Source organism: Azospira sp. MPR-E4, from assembly GCF_058809645.1.
The window spans coordinates 48756-68667 of record NZ_JBXAST010000011.1 but is presented as its reverse complement, the minus strand read 5'-3'; the positions used below and the strand labels follow the sequence as shown (position 1 = coordinate 68667).

Genomic DNA, 19912 nt, shown 5'->3' with positions numbered 1-19912 from the left:
CAGCAACCCTTCTCCCCGTTTCCGCCCCATTTCATGCCCGACACCGTGCGACTCCTCACCGCCTGGGGCGCCACCCTGGCCTACGGCGGCCTTTGCGCTGCCGTCTATCTGCGCCACCGGCGGCGGCAGCGCATCGCCGTGGCGCCCCTCGGCGACGGCGGTCGCCCCGTGCTGGTGGCCTATGCCAGCCAGAGCGGCAGCGCCGAGGCCCTGGCGCAACACACCGCCCGCAGCCTGGGGGCTGCCGGCCTCAACACCACCCTGGTGCCCCTCAACCGGGTCACCCCGGCCCTGCTGGCCACCCACGAACAGGCCCTGTTCCTCGTCAGCACCTGCGGCGAAGGGGACGCGCCGGACAACGGCGCCCTCTTCGAGCGCCACTGCATGGCCGACGCGGGTCCGGACCTTTCCCGCCTGCACGTCGGCGTGCTGGCCCTGGGGGACCGGGAATACGCCCACTTCTGCGCCTTCGGCCGGCGCCTGGCCGCCTGGCTGGAGGCCCGGGGCGCCGTGCCGCTGTTTACTCCCCTGGAGATGGACAACCAGGATGCCAACGCCCTGGCGGCCTGGCAGCAGCAGGTGGCCCACATCGCCGGCAGCGGCGAGACGCCGGACTGGCGCGCCCCGGCCTTCACCCCCTGGCGCCTGCTGGAGCGGCGCCACCTCAATCCGGGCAGCAGCGGCGCCCCCGTGTTCCACCTGGCCCTGGCGCCGGAACACGGCCCCCTGCCCGAGTGGCAGGCCGGCGACCTGGTGCAGGTGCAGCCACCAGAGGCAGGGGAACATCCCCGGGACTATTCCATCGCCTCCCTGCCCGCCGACGGCGCCCTGCACCTGCTGGTGCGCCTGCAGGCCCGCCCCGACGGCACCCCCGGCCTGGCTTCCGGCCACCTCTGCAAGGACCTGGAAGTGGGCCGCGGCGTGGCCCTGCGCCTCAAGCCCCACGCCAATTTCCGCCTCGGCGACAACGCCGGCCGGCCCCTCATCCTGATCGGCAACGGCACCGGCATCGCCGGCCTGCGGGCCCTGCTCAAGGCCCGGGAAGCCCGGGGAGATAAGCGCAACTGGCTGATCTTCGGCGAACGCCATGCCGGTCCGGACCGGCACTACCGGGAAGACCTGGCCCGCTGGCGCAACAATGGCCTGCTGCCCCGGCTGGACCTGGTCTTTTCCCGGGAACAGGCGGCCAAGGATTACGTGCAGCACCGCCTGGCCCAGCGCGGCGATGTGCTGCAGGACTGGCTCGACGAGGGCGCCGCCGTCTACGTCTGCGGCAGCGCCGCCACCATGGGCGCCGCGGTGGACGAAACCCTGGCCCAGCTGCTGGGCCGGGAAGCCCTGGACCGGCTGCTGGCGGAAGGCCGCTACCGGCGGGACGTTTACTAGAGCCCGGGCACTCCCGGCCACAGCTTTCCCAGACCACCACGCCAGCAACAAGAAGGGACGCCACTCTCAGCCATGGCACGGCTGAGAGTGGCGTCCCTTCTGCCTTCCAAGGCAGGCGTCTAGTGGGCCTCTTCCACCCGGTAGGCGCTGTGGCAGGCGATGCAGTTGTTGAGGTTGTCGGCCAAAGTGTTGAGCACCACGTCCCGGTCCTTCAGTTCCGTGGCCAGTTCGGCGATGCGGTCGAAGTTGATGTGGGTCTCCCGGCCCAGGGGGAAGAAGGCCTGGGGCGCCTTCTTGCGAATGCCGTGCACCAGGCTGTCTGGGTTGGCGAAGTCCTTCTGGTGCGCCTTGAGGCCGCCCACCCGGGCGGCCTCGGCCACCGCCGCCATGTCGTTGGCGGTGGCGGCGCTGATGATCTTCTGGGTGATGGCGACAAAGCCCCGCATTTCCGAGAGCAGGAAATGTTTTTCCGCCGGCGTCAGCCGGATCACCTGGCGCTGGTCGCTGCCGCTGCCAGCGTCGTGGTCGTGGGCCGCGGCCGGGCCGCCGGCCAGGGCGGCCAGCAGCAGGACCAGGGCGGAGGGGCGTAATTGCATCAGAAGTCTCCTTTCCAGGTGAGAACGAGGGAACGGCCGGGGGCCAGGATTTCGTTGCCGCTGACACCTTCGGCCAGGTGTTCGTGGTAGCGCTTGTCGGCCAGGTTCTTCAGGGCGACGCGGAAGCTCTGCCGGGACCAGCGGTAGGTGGCGCCCAGGTCGGCGGTGGCAAAGCCGGCGGTGGCGTTTTCGCTGCCGCGGCTGAAGAGGGTGGCGATGCGGTCCTGGCGGGCCACCAGGCGCAGGGTGGCGTCGGCGCGCCAGCTCTGGGCAACGGCGCCGTCCCAACCGAGGGAGAGTTCGTCCGCCGGCATCTGGAAAAGGGGCTCGTCCAGGTCCTTGTTCTCGCCCCGCAGGCGGGAATAGCCGGCGTTCAGCCATTGCCCCGGCCGCACCTGCCAGCGGGCGGAGGCCTCGACCCCGGCGATGACGGCCCGGCCCAGGTTCACCGTGGCCTTCACCGGCAGGCCGCTGATGAAGGTGCCGGTGGGCTGGCCGGTGATGTAGTTGTCGATGCTGTTGCGGTAGGCCGCCAGGTGGTAGTTGAAGTCGGTGCTGGCGCCCTTCAGGCCCAGCTCGAACTGGGTGGCCTCTTCCGGCTTGATCTGGGGATTGCCGACGTAATAGTAGCCGTCGCCCCGGGGCGAGGACTCGTAGCGTTCCCGCATCTCGCCGGCGCGGAAGGCGCGGGAGAGGTTGGCATAGGGCCGCAGCAGGGGCGCCGCTTCATAGACCGCGCCGAGGCTGCCGGAGGTGGCGCTGTCGCTGCGGGAAAGACCGTTCTTGACGGCGCCATTGTTCATGGAGGCGGCGCTGCCCTTGACTGTGTCGTGGCGCAGGCCGGCCAGCACGTTGAGCTTGCCGAAGCGCATATCGTCCTGCAGGTAGGCCCCCAGGGATTCGATGCGGCCATCGGCGAAGGGGTTGTTCGGCACCATGTTGCCAGCCTGGTACAGATGCCGGTTGGGGGAGGCCTCCATCTCCCAGGCGTTGAGGCCGAAGGAAAGCAGGTGCTGGGGATGGACCAGCCAGTCGGCCTTGGCGTCCCAGCCCTCGGTGACGAAGGAGACCTTGGTCTCGGCGTTGTTGCGCTGGATGCCGCTGGCCCAGGAGTAGATCTGCCGCTCCATCTCCTGGCGGTAGACGCGGAAGTCCAGGTTCAGCGGCGCCTCGCCCGAGCCCTGGCGGGAATAGCCCGCTTCCATGAGGCGGCGGCTCTGCTTGGGCGAATAGATGGTGGTGGATTTGATGGGGTTGGCGGCCGCCTTGGTGGAGCCGGGATACCACACGTCCTCGTCCGTATGCTCCTGGACGGAGAGGCGCAGCTGCTGGGCGCCGTCGATGCGGAAGCGGTACTGGCCGATGAGGCTGTCGGAATCGTAGCCGGTCTTGGCCACCTTGCCGTCGGGGGAGCGGTAGTCGCCGATGCGGGCGCTGGAGGTGCCGAGCATCAGGGCATGGTCGCCGGCGGAGAAATTGACCACACCGGTGGCCCGCAGGCCGTTGCTGGCGCTGTCCCAGGAGGCCATGGCGGAACCGCTGGTGCCGGCCTTGAACTGGGCCTGGGGCAGGCGCACATTGACCACGCCGCCCAGTGCACCGCTGCCGTAGAGCACGGAGGAGGGGCCCTTCACCACCTCCACCCGCTCCGCCAGGCCGAGGGACATGAAGGAGGCGATGGCCCCCTGGGGCTGGGCCGAGTTGAGGCGGATGCCGTCCACCAGCAGCACCACGCTTTCCTTCTTCAGGCCCCGTAGTACCGGGTTCTGGCCCTGGGCGCCGTCGCTGGCCACGGCGATGCCGGGTTCGCCGCGCAGCAGTTCCCCCGGATTGTTGGCGCCGCGGCGGACGATTTCCTCCCGATCGAGGGAGACGGTGCTGAGGGGCGTTTCCAGTTCGTCGGCGGCATAGCCCTTGGCGGTGACGCTGACGGTGGACAGGGCGGATTCGGATGAAGCGGGGTTATCGGCGCCCCAGGCAAAGCCCGAGGCCAGGCTCAGGGCCAGCAGATGCAGGGCGAAAGGTGGGCGCTGACGCAACGGGGAAGAAACAGCGACAAGGGATGACAGCGTTGACATGGACGGGCTCCGGAAGGAATCCCCGCGCCTGGCTGGCATTGCTGTCGCTGGCTGGATCGCGGCGGGTTGATCGAAGTCCGCACTGTACTTTGTTGAGAATTGATCTCAATATGATGCAGGTCAAAAAACGTAAATCCCTGCCGCTCAGGCAGCAGGGGAACTACTCCACTGCTCCTTCCGCCACCTCGGAAATACCGCGCACGAAGCTGGAAACACCGGCCCCCTTGAGATAGACGCAGGGCTTGCCGGTGCGCTTGCAGTGGTCCTTCAGCTTCCAGTAGGCGCCATGGCTGATGCAACCGGCCTGGCAGATGACCGCATCGGCGGCGGACAGCACCCCGTCGAGGAAGCGGGGATTGTCCTCCAGGCCGCCGTCGTGGTGGGCGAAGCGGCCGCCCAGCCGCTCCACCAGCCGACGGTAGGTTTCCACCAGGCCGGGCCGGCCGCCGACGCAAAGCACGCTGCGCCCTTCCAGGCGCGGCATGGCGGCCTCGGCGCCGTCCTTGCCGCTGGCGCATTCCCGGCCGCAGGCGGCGGAGAGGGCGCAGGCATCGCCGTCCGGCGCGCCGTCCAGCAGCAGCCAGGATTCCATGGCCTGCTCGGCCGCCACCAGATCGCGGCGGGATTCCTCCAGCTGGCGGGTCAGGTCCCGCACCCGGGCCTCGGCGGCATTGGTGCGATCCTCCGCCGACACCAGGCGCAGGGCCAGGGCGTCCGCCCGGGCCTTCTGGCCGCCGTCGGCCCCTTCCAGCTCGCGGCAGCGGGCCTCCAGTTCCACCACCCGCACCGCCAGGGCCTCCCGCTCGCAGGCAAAGACTTCCATCTCCGCCAGCTGGCGCTTTAGTAGCTCTGCCTCCTGGATCTTCTCCGCCAGGCGCTGGCCGCCCTTCTCCCGCTGGGCTTGCAGTTCGGCTTTGAGGGCGGCGTTTTCCGCCTCCAGCTGCTTCAGCCGGTTCACATCCGCCTGGTGGGCGGCGCCGGCCTGGTGGGACAGCATGTGGATGTCGCCGTAGATGCGCTGGGCCGTCTCCGTATCGCAACGGGGATGGGTCCAGGCAGCCCACAGGGCGTCCGCCACCTGGCCCGAGGCCACCGCCTCCCGCCACAGGCGGTAGATGGCATCGCCATCCCGGGCCGGGCGGAAACGCTGGATGGTGAGGTTGTAGCGCCGCTCCAGTTCCTGCTGCATCAGTTCGGCAAAGGGATTGCGCTGCTCGGCAAAGCCCACGGCCTGGGTATGCAGGGAGAAGTCGGACATGTTGGGGCCGATTATTTTGGCCCGGGCTGCCAGGCGCCGCAGCAGATCCAGGGGCAGGCAGGTACCGATCACCGGGCAGTGGTGCTGGTGCTTCAGTTCCCACAGGCGCTTGCGACGGGAGCCCGCGCTGGGGACAGGAGCCGCCGCAGCCGGTTCCGGCAGGGCGGCCTCGCCCAGTTCCGGCAAATTGACGGGTTCATGCTTCTGCTTGAAGGGAATCATGGTGACACCTCCTCGCCCCTCGGAAGAATGGGGCGGAATGACGGGATTCGGGACAGGCCGGAGTCGTTTTCGCCCTCACAGCCTGAACGGCATATCACAAATAATAACAACTCTCATTTGCATTGCAATAGCACCAAAGAACTAGTCGCCTCCCCGGGGCATCTCCCGGCATGGCCTGATCCGACGCCAGGCCCCGCCAGTTCTTGCATTGCAACATCCGTCAGAAACCTGTCGCGTAACTGACGTACGCGAACAATTGACACGAGAATCATTCTTACTTAGATTGTTATTAAGCCGCGCCAAAGCGGCATCCCAAAAACATCCGCCTATTACCGCTCAGGAGCCTAGTCATGCCTTCCATCCGCCTTCCCTTCGCCCGTACCCTGGTAGCCCTCGCTGCTGCCTGGTCCTTCTCCGCCAACGCCGTGGAATACCCCATCGGCACGCCCCAGCAGCGCTACGGCATGGAGATTTCCGCCGTCTATCTGCAGGCGGTGAACATGGAGCCGGACGGCATGATGCGCAAGGCCGAGGAATCCGACATCCACATCGAGGCCGACATCCGGGCCCTGGCCAACAACCCCAACGGTTTCGAGGAAGGCCACTGGATTCCCTACCTGGTGGTGAAGTACGAAGTCTCCAAGATCGGCTCCGACCAGAAGACCTCCGGCGAATTCATGGCCATGGTGGCCAACGACGGCCCCCATTACGGCGACAACATCAAGCTCTTCGGCCCGGGCAAGTACAAGGTGAAGTACACCATCCTGCCGCCCACCGAAAACAAGCACGCCCATTTCGGCCGCCATACCGACCGTCTCACCGGTGTGCGCCCCTGGTTCAAGCCCTTCGAAGTGGAAAACGAATTCACCTTCGTCGGCATCGGCAAAAAGGGCGGGTACTAAGCCATGGCTGCCACCACCAACCTCCTTCGGCCGCGCCCCCTGGCGCTGCTGACGGCGGCCCTGATCGCCGGCAGCGCGCCGGCCTTCGCCGCCCCCCAGGCCGCCGGCAGCCAGGCTGAACTGCTGAAGCTGCTGGAAAAAATGAACGAGCGCCTGGAGAAGCTGGAAAAGCGCAACGCGGAACTGGAAAAGCAGGCCCAGGCCGCCCCGGCGACGAAAGCCTCCCCGGCCCTGGAACAGCGCATCAAGACCCTGGAAGAGCAGAACGCCCGCATCACCAAGGGTCTGGACAGCGACGACATCAGCCAGTACGAGCCGGAAATCACCGCCCGCCTGAAGGCCGTGGAATTCCAGTCCCTCGACATGCTCAAGGCCGCCCGCACGGTGGAATCCCTGGACGGCATCACCGCCGGCATCAGCCTCACCACCGTGGCTCAAAAACCAAGCGGCGTTCCGCAAGGCGCAGCCGCACGCAATAGTCAGCTCAACTACCGGGGCGACGTCTTCGTCACTCTGCCCCTGGCCAACATCGGCGACACCGAAAGCCGCATCTTCGCCCAGTTCCGCCTCGGCCAGGGCCAGGGCCTCAACGGCATGAGCTCCTACGCCAAGCCCAACGCCAGCGCCTTCCGCGTACAGAGCGGCAATCCGGATGACTCCGTGGCCGTGCTGGGCCAGGCCTGGTACCAGGCCACCATTCCCCTGCCCTTCGGTGGCTACAAGCCCCGTTCCCGGGAGAAGCTGGAAATCAACTTCGGCAAGATGGACCCCTTCGTCTTCTTCGACCAGAACGCGGCCGCCAACGACGAAACCCGCCAGTTCCTCAACACCGTGTTCGTGCATAACCCGCTGCTGGATGCGGGCGGCGACATCGGGGTGGACGCCAACGGCTTCTCCCCCGGCTTCCGCGTCTCCTACTTCAACGAGACCCAGAAGCCCGAAACCTGGCGCTTCTCCCTCGGCGTCTTCGGTGCCGGCGCCAACGGCTCCACCTACACCCGCTCCTTCAGCTCGCCCATGGTCATCGCCCAGATGGAGACCCAGCGCAAGTTCTTCGGCGGCCTCACCGGCAACTACCGGGCCTACTACTGGCGCAACGGCCAGGCGGTGTCCTTCGCCGGCATCCAGGAATCCCATTCCGGCCTAGGCGTTTCCGCCGACCAGCGCATCGGCGATGCGGTCACGGTGTTCGGCCGCTACGGTCAGCAGATCTCCGGCAACGTGCGTTTCGACAAGGCCCTCACTCTGGGCGCCGAACTGGGCGGTTCCTACTGGGATCGGGGCGGCGACTCCCTCGGCCTGGCCTTCGGCCTGCTGCGCACCAGCAAAGAGTTCTCCGGCGAATCGTCCTTCGTGGACGCGGACGGCGACGGCATTCCGGACTACAACTTCAACGCCAGCGGCGCCGAGCGCGTGGCCGAAGTCTATTACCGCTACCGCATCAACAAGCAGTTCGAGCTGTCTCCCGACCTGCAGTACCTGGGACGGCCCGGCGGCGACGCCACGGCCAAGGCCATCAAGGTGCTCGGCATGCGTGCCCAGCTGACCTTCTAAGGAGCCGCCATGCGCCTGTCTTCCCTCGTGGTACCCGCCCTGCTGCTGTGCGCCGCCCTGTTCGTCGGGCCGGCGCCGGCCGCGGCGGCGGAGCTGCCTTCCTTCCAGATCGTGGCCAAGGATGGAAAGCTCATCCCGAACCGCCTGGAAGTGCCGGCCGGGACCAAGTTCAAGATCATCTTCCGCAACGAGGGCCCCGGCCCGGAGGAGTTCGAGAGCACCCAGCCCCGCATGGAGAAGGTGCTGGCCCCCGGGGCCAGTTCCTTCGTCGTGGTGCAGCCGCTGCAACCGGGCACCTACCGCATCTTCGGCGAGTTCCACCCGGATACCGCCGAATGCCTGCTGATCGCCAAGTAAGAGGACAACCATGCTCAATGCCCTGATTGTCGTCTGGCGCGAAAGCCTGGAAGCAATGCTGGTGGTCGGTGTGCTGCTGGCCTGGATCGCCCGCCAGGAGGACGCCTCCCGCCTGCGCCGCACCCTGTGGAGCGGCGTCGGCGGCGGCACCCTGCTGGCCCTGGCCCTGGCCTTTCTCGCCTACGGCGCCCAGACCTGGCTCGACGGCGAGTCCCTGGAACTGTTCCAGATCGGCATGCTGCTGCTGGCCTGCGTGCTGATGACCCAGATGGTGATGTGGATGCGCCGCCACGGCGCCTCCATGAAACGGGAGCTGGAAGCCGGCGCCAGCCGCGCCGCAGAAACCGGAGGCCGCCTCGGCGTGGCCCTGGTGGCGGCCCTGGCCATCGGCCGGGAGGGTATGGAGACCGTGGTCTTCCTCTACGGCATGGCGGCGGAGCGCCAGGGCAGCGAGCTGCTCGGCCTCTACGGCATGGCCGCCCTGGGCTTTGTCATCGCCGGCCTCACCGCCTGGGCCGTGGCCCGGGGCGCCCGCTTCTTCTCCTATCGCACCGTCTTCCGCGTCAGCGAGGTGGTGCTGCTGGTGACGGCCGGATCCCTCCTCGGCGCCGCCGTGGATCGCCTGATCGGCATGGACTGGCTGCCCACCCTGATGGACCTGGTGTGGGACACCTCCGCCGTCCTCGACGACGGCAGCGGCCTCGGCCAGGTGCTGTCCACCTTCGCCGGCTACCGGGCCCAGCCCACCGCCATGCTGCTGCTGGCCTATGCCCTGTACTGGGGCTACGTCGCCCTGCGGCTGCGCTCCTTCAATCCCAACCCATCATCCGTGCGAGCCGATTCATGCCAGCCCACAGCAGCACCTTGAAGCGTTCCCTGCCCGCCGCTGCCGCAACGCAGCGGCGGGGTCCCATCGCCGGCCTGCTGCAGGCCTGCGGCCGGGGCATGCAGAAACATGGAGCCACCATCCGCGCCATCCAGTGGGCGGTGGTGGTTTTCTATTTCGGCCTGGTCATCACCCCCGCCTTCCTGCCCCTGCCGCCGGAAGGCTCCAGCATCCTGGACAACCTCACCCTCTTCGCCCAGTTCCTCTTCTGGGGCATCTGGTGGCCCTTCGTCATGGTTTCCATGCTGTTCATGGGCCGCCTCTGGTGCGGCGTCTTCTGCCCCGAGGGCACCCTCACCGAATGGGTCAGCTGGCGCGGCCTCAACCTGCCCATCCCGCGCTGGCTCAAGTGGGGCGGCTGGCCCTTCGTCGCCTTCGTGTGCACCACCGTCTTCGGCCAGCTGGTCAGCGTCTATGAATACCCCAAGGCCGCCCTGCTGGTGCTGGGCGGCTCTTCCGTCGCCGCCGTGGCGGTGGGCCTGCTCTACGGCAAGGGCAAGCGGGTGTGGTGCCGCCACCTGTGTCCTGCCTCCGGCGTCTTCTCCCTCCTGGCCAAGATCGCCCCGGTACACTTCCGGGTGGACCGGGCCGCCTGGGATACGGCCGCGGCGCCGGCCCAGCCCGTCAATTGCGCCCCCCTGGTGGACATCCGGCGCATGACCGGAGCCTCCGACTGCCATGCCTGCGGCCGCTGCGCCGGCCACCGGGAGGCGGTGCAGCTGTCGCCCCGCCGCCCCGACGCGGAAATCCTCGCCAGCAAGCCGGAACAGATCCACACCGGTGAGGCCATGACCCTGCTCTTCGGCGTCCTCGGCATCGCCACCGCCGCCTTCCAGTGGACCGTCAGCCCCTGGTTCGTGGCCCTGAAGACCGCCGCCGCCAACTGGCTCATCGACCACGACTCCTTCCTCCTGCTGCAGGACAACGCCCCCTGGTGGCTGCTCACCCACTACCCGGAGGTGGGCGACGTGTTCACCTGGCTCGACGGCCTGTGCATCCTGGCCTACATCCTGGGCGGCGGCTGCGCCATTGCCCTGGCCCTGCTCGGCGTCATCGCCCTGGCCAGCCGCATCGTCGCCAGCCCCCAGCTGCCCTGGCGGCGCCTAGCCCTGGGCCTGGTGCCCCTGGCCGGCGCCAACGTCTTCCTCGGTCTTTCCATGCTCACCCTGAGCCAGCTCAAGGGCGAACGGGTGATCCTGCCCTGGGTGCCGGATGCCCGCATCGCCATCCTCGCCCTGGGCATCGGCTTCGCCCTGTGGCTGGGGCTGCGCCTGGTGCTGCAGACCACCCCGGCCTGGGGCCGGCGCGTGGCGGCCTTCTCCATCTATACCCTGGCCCCGGCCTTGATCGGCGCGGTCTGGTACGTGGTCTTCTTCGTCTGGTAGGCGCCCCGGACCCGGCCGCCCTGACCGCCTGAAAAGGCGCGCCCTTACTGGCTCCCAGCCCTCCTCCCGGACGGCTGGGATTTCGTGCTGGTGGCCTCGCCTGCAATCTCAACTGTCAAACTCAAATGAGATAAGTTATCATTAGCGCCATTGCCGCTCCGCTTCCTCACATTCCGGCGGCCACCTTTCGGGGTCTTCCATGCTGCGTTCCGTCCTTGCCGCCTCCCTGGTACTCCTTCTCGGGCTGACCCTGGGGCCCCTGGAGCGCAGCCCTGCCCAGACCGCCGCAGCGCACCCCGCTCCCCGGCACTGAAGCCCCGCCTCTCAGCCACCCACCCCAGGCAGCCGATGGAAACCTCCGCAGAAAGCACCCGTCCTTCCCCCCTGGCCGACAACGAAGCAGCGGCCGCCGCCCCCGCCGGCCTGGTGGTGGCCCTGGTAGGCCACCCCAACGTCGGCAAGTCCGTCCTCTTCCACCGCCTCACCGGCACCTACGTCAATGTGTCCAACTATCCGGGCACCACGGTGGAAGTCTCCCGGGCCACCCTGAAAATCCACAAGGAACAGCAGGTGCTGGACACCCCGGGGGTGCTCTCCCTGCCCTCCCGCAGCGACGACGAGCGGGCTACCCTGCGGGCCCTGCTGCAGGAAAACCTGAACTGCCTGGTACAGGTGGGCGACGCCAAGAACCTGCGCCGCACCCTGACCCTCACCGCCCTGCTGGCGGACCTGGGGGTGCCCATGGTGCTGATGCTGAACATGGCTGACGAGGCCGAACAGCGGGGCATCGGCGTCGATGACAAGCTGCTGGCCGAAGCCCTGGGCATTCCCGTCATCAGCGGCGTCGCCACCCGCAACGAAGGCGTCGGCGCCCTGGAAGCCGCCCTCGCCAAGGCGGCCCGGCCCGAGCCTCTGCTCTGCTACGACGACGCCGTGGAAAGCGCCATCGGCCGCCTCGCCGCCCAGTTCGCCAGCGACGTCCCCCATGCCCACCTCTCGGCCCGGGGCCTGGCCATCCTCTACCTGGGCCACGACCCGGAACTGGAAGCCTGGCTCGACCAGCACTTCCCCAAGACCGCCGCCCTGCTCGCCGCCCTGCGCCTGAACCTGGAAGGGGAATTCACCGGCCAGCCCCTGGCCGCCCTCCTTTCCGGCGAACGGGGCCGGGCCGCCGAGGCCCTCACCCGCACCGTGGCCCGGGAAGGAAAGAAGCCGGCCAGCGGCAAACCCCTCACCGCCGGCCAGCTGGCGGTGCATCCGGTGTGGGGCTGGCCCATCCTGCTGGGCGTGCTGTTCCTGCTCTATGAGTTCGTCGGCGTCTTCGGCGCCAGCACCCTGGTGGGCCTGTTCGAGGAGGACTTCTTCGGCGGCGTCCTCAATCCTGCCTTCACCGAGCTGGTGCAGAACCACGTCTCCATCCCCTGGATCGTCGAGCTGCTCGTGGGCGAGTACGGCCTGTGGACCATGGGCATGACCTACGCCCTGGCCCTCATCCTGCCCATCGTCACCACCTTCTTCTTCGCCTTCGGCATCCTCGAGGATTCGGGCTACCTGCCGCGCCTGACGGTCATCGCCAACCGCACCTTCGCCGCCATCGGCCTCAACGGCAAGGCCGTGCTGCCCATGGTGCTGGGCCTGGGCTGCGTCACCATGGCCACCCTCACCACCCGCATCCTGGCCACGCCGCGGGAGCGTCTCATCACCACCTTCCTGCTGGCCCTGGCCATCCCCTGTTCGGCCCAGCTGGGCGTGGTGCTGGGTCTCCTCGGCGGCGTTTCCTTCGGCGCCCTGCTGACCTGGGCCGTGTGCATCCTGGTGGTGCTGCTCAGTTCCGGCTGGCTCGCCTCCCGCCTCATCCCGGGCAAGCGCATTCCCCTCATGACCGAGCTGCCGCCCCTGCGCTGGCCGGTGCTGGGCAATGTGCTGAAGAAGACCGGCGGCCGGCTGAAGTGGTATCTGGTGGAGGTGATTCCCCTCTTCCTCATCGGCACCTTCCTCATGTTCGCCCTGGACAAGATCGGCGCCCTGCCGGCCATCATCGAGGCCGGCGAGCCCCTGGTCTCCGGCTGGCTGGGTCTGCCCAAGGAGGCCAGCGCCGCCTTCGTCATGGGCTTCCTGCGCCGGGACTTCGGCGCCACCGGCCTGTTCGCCATGACCGAGCACCTCTCGGCCATCCAGGCCGTGGTCGGCATGGTCACCATCACCCTGTTCGTGCCCTGCATCGCCAGCGTCATGATGATCGTCAAGGAACAGGGCCTGAAGGTGGCCGTGGTGCTGCTGGCCCTGATCATTCCCACCGCCTTCCTCATCGGCGGCATCCTCAACCACCTGCTGAGACTGTTCGCATGAGCCCCGCCACCCACGAAGCCCTGCGCCTCACCGGCATCCCCGAAGGCACCCGGGCCAACCTGGCCCACTTCGATGCGGACATCCCCGCAGTGCTGGCCGAACAGCTCCACGCCTACGGTCTGGTGCCGCCCCACGCCATCCAGGTGCTGCGCCAGCAGCCCCTCACCGTGGTCCTCTGCGAACAGGTGGAACTGGCCCTGGAACACGAGATCGCCCATCGCATCTGGGTGGAGGCGACGCCGGCCTGAGCGCTCGGCCGCCCCACAAAACAAAAGCCGCCGCCCGGCAACGGGCAGGCGGCTTTTTCATGCCGGGACCGGGAGAGTTACAGGGCGTCGAAGCCCGCATCCTCCACCGCTTCCCGCAAGCGGGCCTCGCCCACCTGGGCCGGATCGTAGGTGACGGTGGCCTGGCCCGGCTCCAGCAGCACTTCGGCCTTTTCCACCCCGGGCAGCTTGGACAGCACGCCGGTAAGGGAGGCCACACATTTCTGGCAGCTCATGCCGCCGACGGGGATGGTTGTTGTTGCCATGGAATCCTCACTTAAAAAACTTGGCCACAGAGGGCACAGAGAACACAGAGTTTAAAACCGTCGGATGCTTCAAGGCCGACTATCGACGAAGAACAGACATTAGCCACGACAAAGAACCCTCTGTGAACTCTGTGTCCTCTGTGGCCAACGCCCTTATTTCGGCAACCAGCGCCGCAGCAGCAGGGAATTGCTCACCACCGAGACCGAACTCAAGGCCATGGCGGCGCCGGCCACCACCGGGTTGAGCAGGCCGAAGGCGGCCAGGGGAATGCCCAGCACGTTGTAGATGAAGGCGAAGAACAGGTTCTGGCGGATCTTCGACAGGGTGGCCCGGGAAAGCGCAATGGCGTGGGCCACGCCCATGAGATCGCTCTTCACCAGAGTCAGGTCGGCGGCCTCCACGGCGGCGTCGGAACCGGCGCCCATGGCAAAGCTGACGTCGGCTGCCGCCAGGGCCGGGGCGTCGTTGATGCCGTCGCCGGCCATGGCCACCAGACGGCCGCCCTGCTTCAGTTTCTGCACCGCCGCCGCCTTGTCGCCGGGCAGCACTTCCGCCTCGAAATGGGCGATGCCGGCCTGGGCGGCAATGGCCACCGCCGTGGCCCGGTTGTCGCCGGTGAGCATCACCACTTCCACGCCCAGGGATTGCAGCCGCGCCACGGCGGCCTTGGAACTCTCCCGCAGGGGATCGGCGATGGCGATCAGGCCCAGGGCCACGCTGCCACCGGCCTGCTGTTCGGCCAGCACCACCACCGTCTTGCCCTGGCCCTGCAAGGCGGCAAGGACGCCATTCTCCACCGATGCACCCCGCTCCGCCGCCCAGGACGGGCTGCCCAGCAGCAGGGCCCGGGAGGACACCGTCCCTTCGACCCCGTGGCCGGCCACGGCGGCAAAGCCGCTCACCGCCTGCATCGCCAGGCCCCGGGCTTTCTGTTCGGCCAGCACGGCCCGGGCCAGGGGATGTTCCGAGCCCTGCTCCAGGGCTGCCGCCAGGGCCAGTACCTCGTCTTCGCTGGCGCCCAGGGCGACGATGTCGGTCACCGCCGGTTCGCCCCGGGTCAGGGTGCCGGTCTTGTCCACCGCCAGCACCTTCAATTTTTCCGCCCGCTCCAGGGCTTCCGCATTCTTCACCAGGATGCCGGCGGCGGCGCCCCGGCCGGTGCCCACCATGATGGCGGTGGGCGTGGCCAGGCCCAGGGCGCAGGGGCAGGCGATGACCAGCACCGCCACCGCATTGACCAGGGCGGTGGTGAAATCGCCCCCCAGCCACCACCACAGGCCGAAGGTGACCAGGGCGATGGCGCAGACCACCGGCACGAAAATGGCAGAGATTTTGTCGGCCAGCCGCTGCACCGGGGCCTTGGAGCCCTGGGCCTCGGCCACCAGGCGGATGATGCCGGCCAGCAAAGTGTGTTCGCCGACGCCGGTGGCACGGCAGCGCAGCATGCCCTGGCCGTTGCTGGTGGCGGCGAAGACGGCGTCGCCCGCCTGCTTGCCGACGGGCATGGACTCGCCGGTGAGCATGGCTTCATTGACGCTGGAAGCGCCCTCGATCACCTCTCCGTCCACCGGCACCGCTTCGCCGGGGCGGACGATGAAGACGTCGCCGGGAATGAGCAGGGCCACGTCCAGCTCCACCAGTTCACCATGGCGTTCGACCCGGGCGGTCTTGGGCTGCAGGCGCACCAGTGCTTCCAGGGCGGCAGTGGTCTTGGCCTTGGCCCGGGCCTCCAGCAGCTTGCCCAGCAGCACCAGGGTGATGACGGCGGCGGAAGCCTCGAAATAGACGTGCTGGTGCTCCAGCCCGAGGAGGGTCACCACCAGGGAAAAGACGTAGGCCATGGTGGTGCCCAGGGCCACCAGCACATCCATGTTGGCGCCACCGCCGCGCAGGGCCTTGTAGGCGCCGTCGTAGAAGCGCCAGCCGATCCAGAACTGCACCGGGGTGGCCAGCAGCAGCTGCAGCCAGCGGGGCAGCAGATCGCTGTGGCCATGTTCCGGCGCCGGGCCGAACATGGTGACCATCTGGGCCACCAGGGGCAGGGTGAGCAGGGCTGCGATGAAGAAGCGCCGTTTCTCGGCGGCGTAGAGAGCGGCCTTGCGGGCCTTTTCCTCTTCCCGGGTGGTATCGCTGGCCACCCGGGCGCCGAAGCCGGCCTTTTCCACGGCGCTGATCAGCCGGGCCGTATCCGCCAGACCCGGCACGTAGCGGATGCGGGCCCGCTCGGCGGCCAGGTTCACCGCCCCTTCCACGCCGGGCAGGCGGTTCAGCACCTTCTCGATGCGGGCCGCACAGGCGGCGCAGGTCATGCCCGTGAGTTCCAGTTCCACCGTGGCCGGCGGCACGGAAAAGCCGGCCTTCTCGATGGCTTCCACCACCTTCTGGGGCGTGGTTTCCTCGCCGCTCAAGGCGACGCTGGCCCGCTCCGCCGCCAGATTGACGCTGGCTTCCACGCCGGGCAGGCGGTTCAGCACTTTCTCGATACGGGCCGAACAGGCGGCGCAGGTCATGCCAGCAATAGGCAGGTCGAGGCGGGAGGATGAAGGAGCGGCAGAGGACTGGGACACGGGCAACTCGGCAAGAAACATTAGCAATGGCTAATTATGGGCGCAGGCGCCCTTAGCCGCCAGTAACAGAGGGGCTCAAACCCCATGGTTACAGACCGCCGGCACGGCCAGGGGTTTCTTCGTTGCGCGGGGATGGACGCAGACCTCCTCCCCGCCCGCTCATGCCGGGGATCAGGCCGGCTGCGCTGGCAGACGGCCTGCCGCCTATTTCACCAGCAGGACGGGCACCGTGGTTTCATGCACCACCCGGGTGGCCACCGAGCCCATGACGGCCCCGGCGATGGCGCTCCAGCCGTGGCTGCCGAGCAGCACCAGGTCGGCCCCCAGTTCGGCGGCCTGATGGGCGATGACGGCCCCCGGCTGGCCCACGTGGATGTGCCGCTGGTAGGCCACCCCGGCGGCCTTGAGCTTGGCCTCGGCCGCCTCCAGGCGTTCCACGCTGTCCTCCCGGTAGTAGCGCTCCAGGGTTTCGTGGCCCAGGTGGCGCTGCACCCGGCCGTCGGGAATGGGCGGATGCACGTAGAGCAGGTGCACCGTCGGCACTTCCCGGTACCAGGAGAGGCGGGAAATCAGGTGATCCACGGCCCGCAGGGAACAAGCGGAACCATCGACCGCCAGCAGGAAATTCAGCATCGTCTGCTCCTCAGCATTTCTAGATGTTATGGGCCAGGCGCCAGGCGCCCAGCAGGCCCCACAGGCCGAAGCCGAGCACGCTCAGCCCGGCGATGCCGCGCACCCAGGGGCGCCGCACGAAATCCTTCAGCCGCGCCGCCAGGAGGCCGGCCAGCAGCAGATTGGGCAGGGTGCCCAGGCCGAAGGCCAGCATCACCGCGCCGCCCCGGGCGGCGCTGCCGCTCACCAGGGCGGTGGTCAGCACACTGTATACCAGACCGCAGGGCAGCCAGCCCCACAGCAAGCCCAGGGGAAAGGCCTGGGCCGGGCTGCGGGCGGGCAGAAAACGTTTGGAAAAGGGCTGCAGACGGCGCCACAGGCCCTGGCCTGCCCGCTCGGTCCACGCCAGGGCCTGGGTGGCGCCGAGCAGATAGAGGCCCAGGGCCACCAGCATCAGGTTGGCCAGCACGTAGAGCACCAGGCGCAGGGACCATTGCTCCCCCAGGTGGGCGCCGGCCGCGCCGACGGCCCCCGCCAGGAGGCCAGCCAGGCCGTAGCTGGCAATGCGCCCCAGGTTGTAGGCCAGATGCAGGGACCAGCGGCTGCCTCCGGCCTGCCCCAGGGACAGGGCGCCGACGATGCCGCCGCACATGCCAATGCAGTGGGTGCCGCCGAGAAAGCCGACGAGGAGGACGGAAAGCAGGGTGGGCAGGAAGGAGTCAGCCACGTGGGAGCGCCGTGCGGAAAGTGAAAAAGGCCATGGCCAAAATTATACCGGGCACTGGGGTTTCCCCCAGCGCCCGGCTTTTCCCCCCTGAGGCTTGCCTCAAGTTAAACGCGGTATCCCGTAGCCCGGTCAGATGACCTTGCTGTAACGGGTGCGCTGCCGATCGGCGCGCAGATATTTGTCGAACACCATGGAGATGGCCCGCACCAGGAGACGTCCCGGGGGCAGCACGGTGATCCATTTGTCGTCCACCTTCACCAGACCGCCCCGCTCCAGTTCCTTCAGGTCCTCCAGCTCGGCGGCGAAGTACTTCTTGAAGTCGATCAGGTGGGCGATTTCGATGGACTCGGTGGAGATTTCGAAATGGCACATCAGGGCCTGGATGATGGAACGGCGCAGCAGGTCGTCGGCGGTCAGCTCGATGCCCCGCAGCACCGGCAGCACGCCGGCGTCCAGGCGGTCGTAGTACTCGTCCAGGGTGCGGTAGTTCTGGCTGTAGGTGGGCCCCACCTTGGCGATGGAGGAAATGCCGAAGGACAGCATGTCGCAGTCCGCATGGGTGGAGTAGCCCTGGAAATTGCGGTGCAGCCGGCCCTGGCGCTGGGCCACGGCCAGTTCGTCGTCCGGCTTGGCGAAGTGGTCCATGCCGATGAAGACGTAGCCGGCATCGGTCAGCTTCTTGATGGCCAGGGAGAGCAGCTGCAGGCGCGTGTCGGCGTTGGGCAGGTCGCTCTCGTTGATGCGCCGCTGGGGCTTGAAGAGGCCCGGCAGGTGCGCATAGTTGTAGATGGAGAGGCGCTCCGGGTCCATGGCCAGGACCCGCTCCAGGGTGCGGTTGAAGCCCATCACCGTCTGGTGGGGCAGGCCGTAGATGAGGTCCACGCTGATGGACTTGAAGCCGCTCTTGCGCGCCTGGTCCATCACCGTGAAGGTTTCTTCCTCGGTCTGGATGCGATTGATGGCCTGCTGCACCCGCTCGTCGAAATCCTGGACGCCCAGGCTCATGCGGTTGAAGCCCAACTCGCCGAGCAGGGCCACGGTGGGCCGGTCCACCTTGCGCGGATCCACTTCGATGGAAATCTCGGCCCCATCCACCAGCTTGAAATGGCGGTGGGTGAGGTCCATCAGCTGGTGCATTTCCTCATGGGAGAGGAAGGTGGGCGTGCCGCCGCCCCAGTGCAACTGGGAGACTTCCCGATCCCCGTCCAGCAGGTACTCGGCCTGCAGGGCCATCTCCTTGCCCAGGTACTTGATGTACTTGGCGCTGCGGCCATGATCCTTGGTGATGATCTTGTTACAGGCGCAGTAGTAGCAGATGGTGTTACAGAAGGGGATGTGGAAGTATAATGACAGCGGTCGGCTGATACCGCCGATGTTGCGTTTGCCCAACCACAGCTTCAGGGCCTCGGCATCGAAGGCTTCGACAAAACGGTCAGCCGTCGGATAGGACGTGTAGCGCGGTCCATTGACGTCGAAGCGGCGGATGATCTGGGGATCGAAAACCAGGTTGTTGGCGGTAAATGTCATTGAAAAACAGTCGTTGCAGAACCACACATTAGGTGCGGCTTATTATCGTGGTGCAGGAACTGGGGCACGTTGACCTGGATCAAAGGCTTCCAAAGGGCCTTCCGGCGCAGGTTACCACCATCCGAACGCCCTTGGCCCAGCGAGGAACAGCATGCCGTTGAAGAAGACCAGCGCCCAAGAAATTACCCTGTCGGTCATCAAGACCGCCTGCTCGAACTGTAACCTGCAAGAACTGTGTCTTCCCTACGGTCTCAACGAGACCGAGATGTCCAAGCTGGACGAACTGGTCAGCACCCGCCGCAAGATCAAGCGCGGTGACCACCTGTACCGGGCCGGGGAGGCCTTCGAATCCATCTACGCCATCCGCGCCGGTTTCTTCAAGACCGACGTGCTGCTGGAAGACGGCCGCGACCAGGTCACCGGCTTCCAGATGGCCGGCGAGCTGCTGGGCCTGGACGGCATCAGCACCGAACACCATTCCTGTAACGCGGTGGCCCTGGAAGACAGCGAAGTCTGCATCATCCCCTTCCCCCGCCTGGAAGGCCTGTCCCGGGAGATCGTGGCCCTGCAGCACCACTTCCACAAGGTGATGAGCCGGGAGATCGTGCGCGACCACGGGGTCATGATGCTGCTCGGCACCATGCGGGCGGAAGAACGGCTGGCCGCCTTCCTCCTCAATCTCTCCCAGCGCTTCACCGCCCGCGGCTATTCCCACGCCGAGTTCTACCTGCGCATGACCCGGGAAGAAATCGGCAGCTACCTGGGCCTCAAGCTGGAAACCGTTTCCCGCGCCTTCTCCCGCTTCCAGGAAGAAGGTCTGATCGCCGTGCAGCAAAAGCACATCCGCATTCTGGACATCCCGGGCCTGAAAAAGCTGATGACCCACCAGTCGGCCTGATCCCGGACAAGCATCAAAAAAAAAAGCGGCTCCGCGGAGCCGCGTTTTTTTTTTCCCGGATTTTTTTCCGGGGTT

17 protein-coding genes are annotated in these 19912 nt (G+C 67.4%); 9 read left to right on the top strand and 8 right to left on the bottom strand.

All coding sequences use genetic code 11. The annotated features are described in order from the left end of the window. The first annotated feature begins 33 nt into the window (after nt 1-33). Nucleotides 34-1386: a sulfite reductase subunit alpha gene (locus AC1RTA_RS05680; protein WP_492784182.1), complete on the top strand. Its 1353-nt coding sequence runs from the start codon at nt 34-36 to the stop codon at nt 1384-1386. 119 nt (nt 1387-1505) lie between these two features. On the opposite strand, the gene AC1RTA_RS05675 is transcribed toward AC1RTA_RS05680, so the two are convergent. The 3 genes from AC1RTA_RS05675 to AC1RTA_RS05665 form a co-directional block, all read right to left on the bottom strand. Continuing rightward, nucleotides 1506-1982, bottom strand: a complete 477-nt coding sequence (locus AC1RTA_RS05675; RefSeq protein WP_130460017.1) for a hypothetical protein — start codon at nt 1980-1982, stop codon at nt 1506-1508. Next, nucleotides 1982-4060, bottom strand: a complete 2079-nt coding sequence (locus AC1RTA_RS05670) for a TonB-dependent receptor (protein WP_492784181.1) — start codon at nt 4058-4060, stop codon at nt 1982-1984. The genes AC1RTA_RS05675 and AC1RTA_RS05670 overlap by 1 nt, the downstream gene beginning before the upstream one ends. A 160-nt stretch (nt 4061-4220) precedes the next feature. Then, nucleotides 4221-5540 carry a DUF2325 domain-containing protein gene (locus tag AC1RTA_RS05665; RefSeq protein WP_492784180.1) on the bottom strand — a complete coding sequence of 440 codons (1320 nt, stop codon included), beginning with the start codon at nt 5538-5540 and terminating at the stop codon, nt 4221-4223. 350 nt (nt 5541-5890) lie between these two features. Here AC1RTA_RS05665 and AC1RTA_RS05660 point away from each other — a divergent pair, with 350 nt between their 5' ends. The 7 genes from AC1RTA_RS05660 to AC1RTA_RS05630 all read left to right on the top strand — a co-directional run bounded on the left by AC1RTA_RS05660 (nt 5891) and on the right by AC1RTA_RS05630 (nt 13221). Next, on the top strand, nt 5891-6442 hold the full coding sequence (locus AC1RTA_RS05660) for an iron transporter (RefSeq protein ID WP_130460020.1): 552 nt from the start codon (nt 5891-5893) through the stop codon (nt 6440-6442). 3 nt (nt 6443-6445) lie between these two features. Then, nucleotides 6446-7996 (top strand): carbohydrate porin, encoded by a 1551-nt coding sequence (locus AC1RTA_RS05655; protein ID WP_492784179.1) that lies wholly within the window; start codon nt 6446-6448, stop codon nt 7994-7996. Between the two features lie 9 nt (nt 7997-8005). Beyond that, the gene (locus tag AC1RTA_RS05650) at nt 8006-8353 is read left to right on the top strand and encodes a cupredoxin domain-containing protein (RefSeq protein WP_014236742.1); all 348 of its coding nucleotides are present in this window, start codon (nt 8006-8008) and stop codon (nt 8351-8353) included. Nucleotides 8354-8363: 10 nt separating this feature from the next. After that, on the top strand, nt 8364-9221 hold the full coding sequence (locus AC1RTA_RS05645; RefSeq protein WP_492784178.1) for an FTR1 family iron permease: 858 nt from the start codon (nt 8364-8366) through the stop codon (nt 9219-9221). After that, complete coding sequence (locus AC1RTA_RS05640; protein ID WP_492784177.1) at nt 9197-10624, top strand: 4Fe-4S binding protein; 1428 nt, start codon at nt 9197-9199, stop codon at nt 10622-10624. The genes AC1RTA_RS05645 and AC1RTA_RS05640 overlap by 25 nt, the downstream gene beginning before the upstream one ends. A 348-nt stretch (nt 10625-10972) precedes the next feature. Beyond that, nucleotides 10973-12973, top strand: a complete 2001-nt coding sequence (gene feoB, locus AC1RTA_RS05635) for a ferrous iron transport protein B (protein ID WP_014236739.1) — start codon at nt 10973-10975, stop codon at nt 12971-12973. Further along, the gene (locus tag AC1RTA_RS05630; RefSeq protein ID WP_014236738.1) at nt 12970-13221 is read left to right on the top strand and encodes a ferrous iron transport protein A; all 252 of its coding nucleotides are present in this window, start codon (nt 12970-12972) and stop codon (nt 13219-13221) included. The genes feoB and AC1RTA_RS05630 overlap by 4 nt, the downstream gene beginning before the upstream one ends. A 77-nt stretch (nt 13222-13298) precedes the next feature. On the opposite strand, the gene AC1RTA_RS05625 is transcribed toward AC1RTA_RS05630, so the two are convergent. The 5 genes from AC1RTA_RS05625 to hemN form a co-directional block, all read right to left on the bottom strand. Beyond that, nucleotides 13299-13505 (bottom strand): heavy-metal-associated domain-containing protein, encoded by a 207-nt coding sequence (locus AC1RTA_RS05625; protein ID WP_014236737.1) that lies wholly within the window; start codon nt 13503-13505, stop codon nt 13299-13301. Nucleotides 13506-13658: 153 nt separating this feature from the next. After that, the gene (locus tag AC1RTA_RS05620) at nt 13659-16094 is read right to left on the bottom strand and encodes a heavy metal translocating P-type ATPase (protein ID WP_492784176.1); all 2436 of its coding nucleotides are present in this window, start codon (nt 16092-16094) and stop codon (nt 13659-13661) included. A 183-nt stretch (nt 16095-16277) separates the two neighbouring features. Continuing rightward, complete coding sequence (locus tag AC1RTA_RS05615; RefSeq protein WP_014236735.1) at nt 16278-16706, bottom strand: universal stress protein; 429 nt, start codon at nt 16704-16706, stop codon at nt 16278-16280. A 19-nt stretch (nt 16707-16725) separates the two neighbouring features. Then, entirely contained in the window at nt 16726-17412 is a 687-nt protein-coding gene (locus tag AC1RTA_RS05610; protein ID WP_014236734.1) for a sulfite exporter TauE/SafE family protein, read from the bottom strand. A gap of 129 nt (nt 17413-17541) precedes the next feature. Continuing rightward, on the bottom strand, nt 17542-18939 hold the full coding sequence (gene hemN, locus AC1RTA_RS05605) for an oxygen-independent coproporphyrinogen III oxidase (RefSeq protein ID WP_014236733.1): 1398 nt from the start codon (nt 18937-18939) through the stop codon (nt 17542-17544). Nucleotides 18940-19090: 151 nt separating this feature from the next. Between hemN and fnr the strand changes: the two genes are divergently transcribed. Further along, nucleotides 19091-19837, top strand: coding sequence for a fumarate/nitrate reduction transcriptional regulator Fnr (fnr, locus tag AC1RTA_RS05600; protein WP_014236732.1), 747 nt, complete (start codon nt 19091-19093; stop codon nt 19835-19837). The last annotated feature ends 75 nt before the right edge of the window (nt 19838-19912 follow it).

What these genes read in the sequence shown, in the direction of transcription:
- AC1RTA_RS05630 (WP_014236738.1), top strand. Translation starts at nt 12,970, where the DNA reads ATGAGCCCCGCCACCCACGAAGCCCTGCGCCTCACCGGCATCCCCGAA.
- AC1RTA_RS05675 (WP_130460017.1), bottom strand. Translation starts at nt 1,982, where the DNA reads ATGCAATTACGCCCCTCCGCCCTGGTCCTGCTGCTGGCCGCCCTGGCC.
- AC1RTA_RS05660 (WP_130460020.1), top strand. Translation starts at nt 5,891, where the DNA reads ATGCCTTCCATCCGCCTTCCCTTCGCCCGTACCCTGGTAGCCCTCGCT.
- AC1RTA_RS05640 (WP_492784177.1), top strand. Translation starts at nt 9,197, where the DNA reads ATGCCAGCCCACAGCAGCACCTTGAAGCGTTCCCTGCCCGCCGCTGCC.
- AC1RTA_RS05670 (WP_492784181.1), bottom strand. Translation starts at nt 4,060, where the DNA reads ATGTCAACGCTGTCATCCCTTGTCGCTGTTTCTTCCCCGTTGCGTCAG.
- AC1RTA_RS05620 (WP_492784176.1), bottom strand. Translation starts at nt 16,094, where the DNA reads ATGTTTCTTGCCGAGTTGCCCGTGTCCCAGTCCTCTGCCGCTCCTTCA.
- hemN (WP_014236733.1), bottom strand. Translation starts at nt 18,939, where the DNA reads ATGACATTTACCGCCAACAACCTGGTTTTCGATCCCCAGATCATCCGC.
- AC1RTA_RS05655 (WP_492784179.1), top strand. Translation starts at nt 6,446, where the DNA reads ATGGCTGCCACCACCAACCTCCTTCGGCCGCGCCCCCTGGCGCTGCTG.
- AC1RTA_RS05680 (WP_492784182.1), top strand. Translation starts at nt 34, where the DNA reads ATGCCCGACACCGTGCGACTCCTCACCGCCTGGGGCGCCACCCTGGCC.
- AC1RTA_RS05665 (WP_492784180.1), bottom strand. Translation starts at nt 5,540, where the DNA reads ATGATTCCCTTCAAGCAGAAGCATGAACCCGTCAATTTGCCGGAACTG.
- feoB (WP_014236739.1), top strand. Translation starts at nt 10,973, where the DNA reads ATGGAAACCTCCGCAGAAAGCACCCGTCCTTCCCCCCTGGCCGACAAC.
- AC1RTA_RS05615 (WP_014236735.1), bottom strand. Translation starts at nt 16,706, where the DNA reads ATGCTGAATTTCCTGCTGGCGGTCGATGGTTCCGCTTGTTCCCTGCGG.
- fnr (WP_014236732.1), top strand. Translation starts at nt 19,091, where the DNA reads ATGCCGTTGAAGAAGACCAGCGCCCAAGAAATTACCCTGTCGGTCATC.
- AC1RTA_RS05625 (WP_014236737.1), bottom strand. Translation starts at nt 13,505, where the DNA reads ATGGCAACAACAACCATCCCCGTCGGCGGCATGAGCTGCCAGAAATGT.
- AC1RTA_RS05650 (WP_014236742.1), top strand. Translation starts at nt 8,006, where the DNA reads ATGCGCCTGTCTTCCCTCGTGGTACCCGCCCTGCTGCTGTGCGCCGCC.
- AC1RTA_RS05645 (WP_492784178.1), top strand. Translation starts at nt 8,364, where the DNA reads ATGCTCAATGCCCTGATTGTCGTCTGGCGCGAAAGCCTGGAAGCAATG.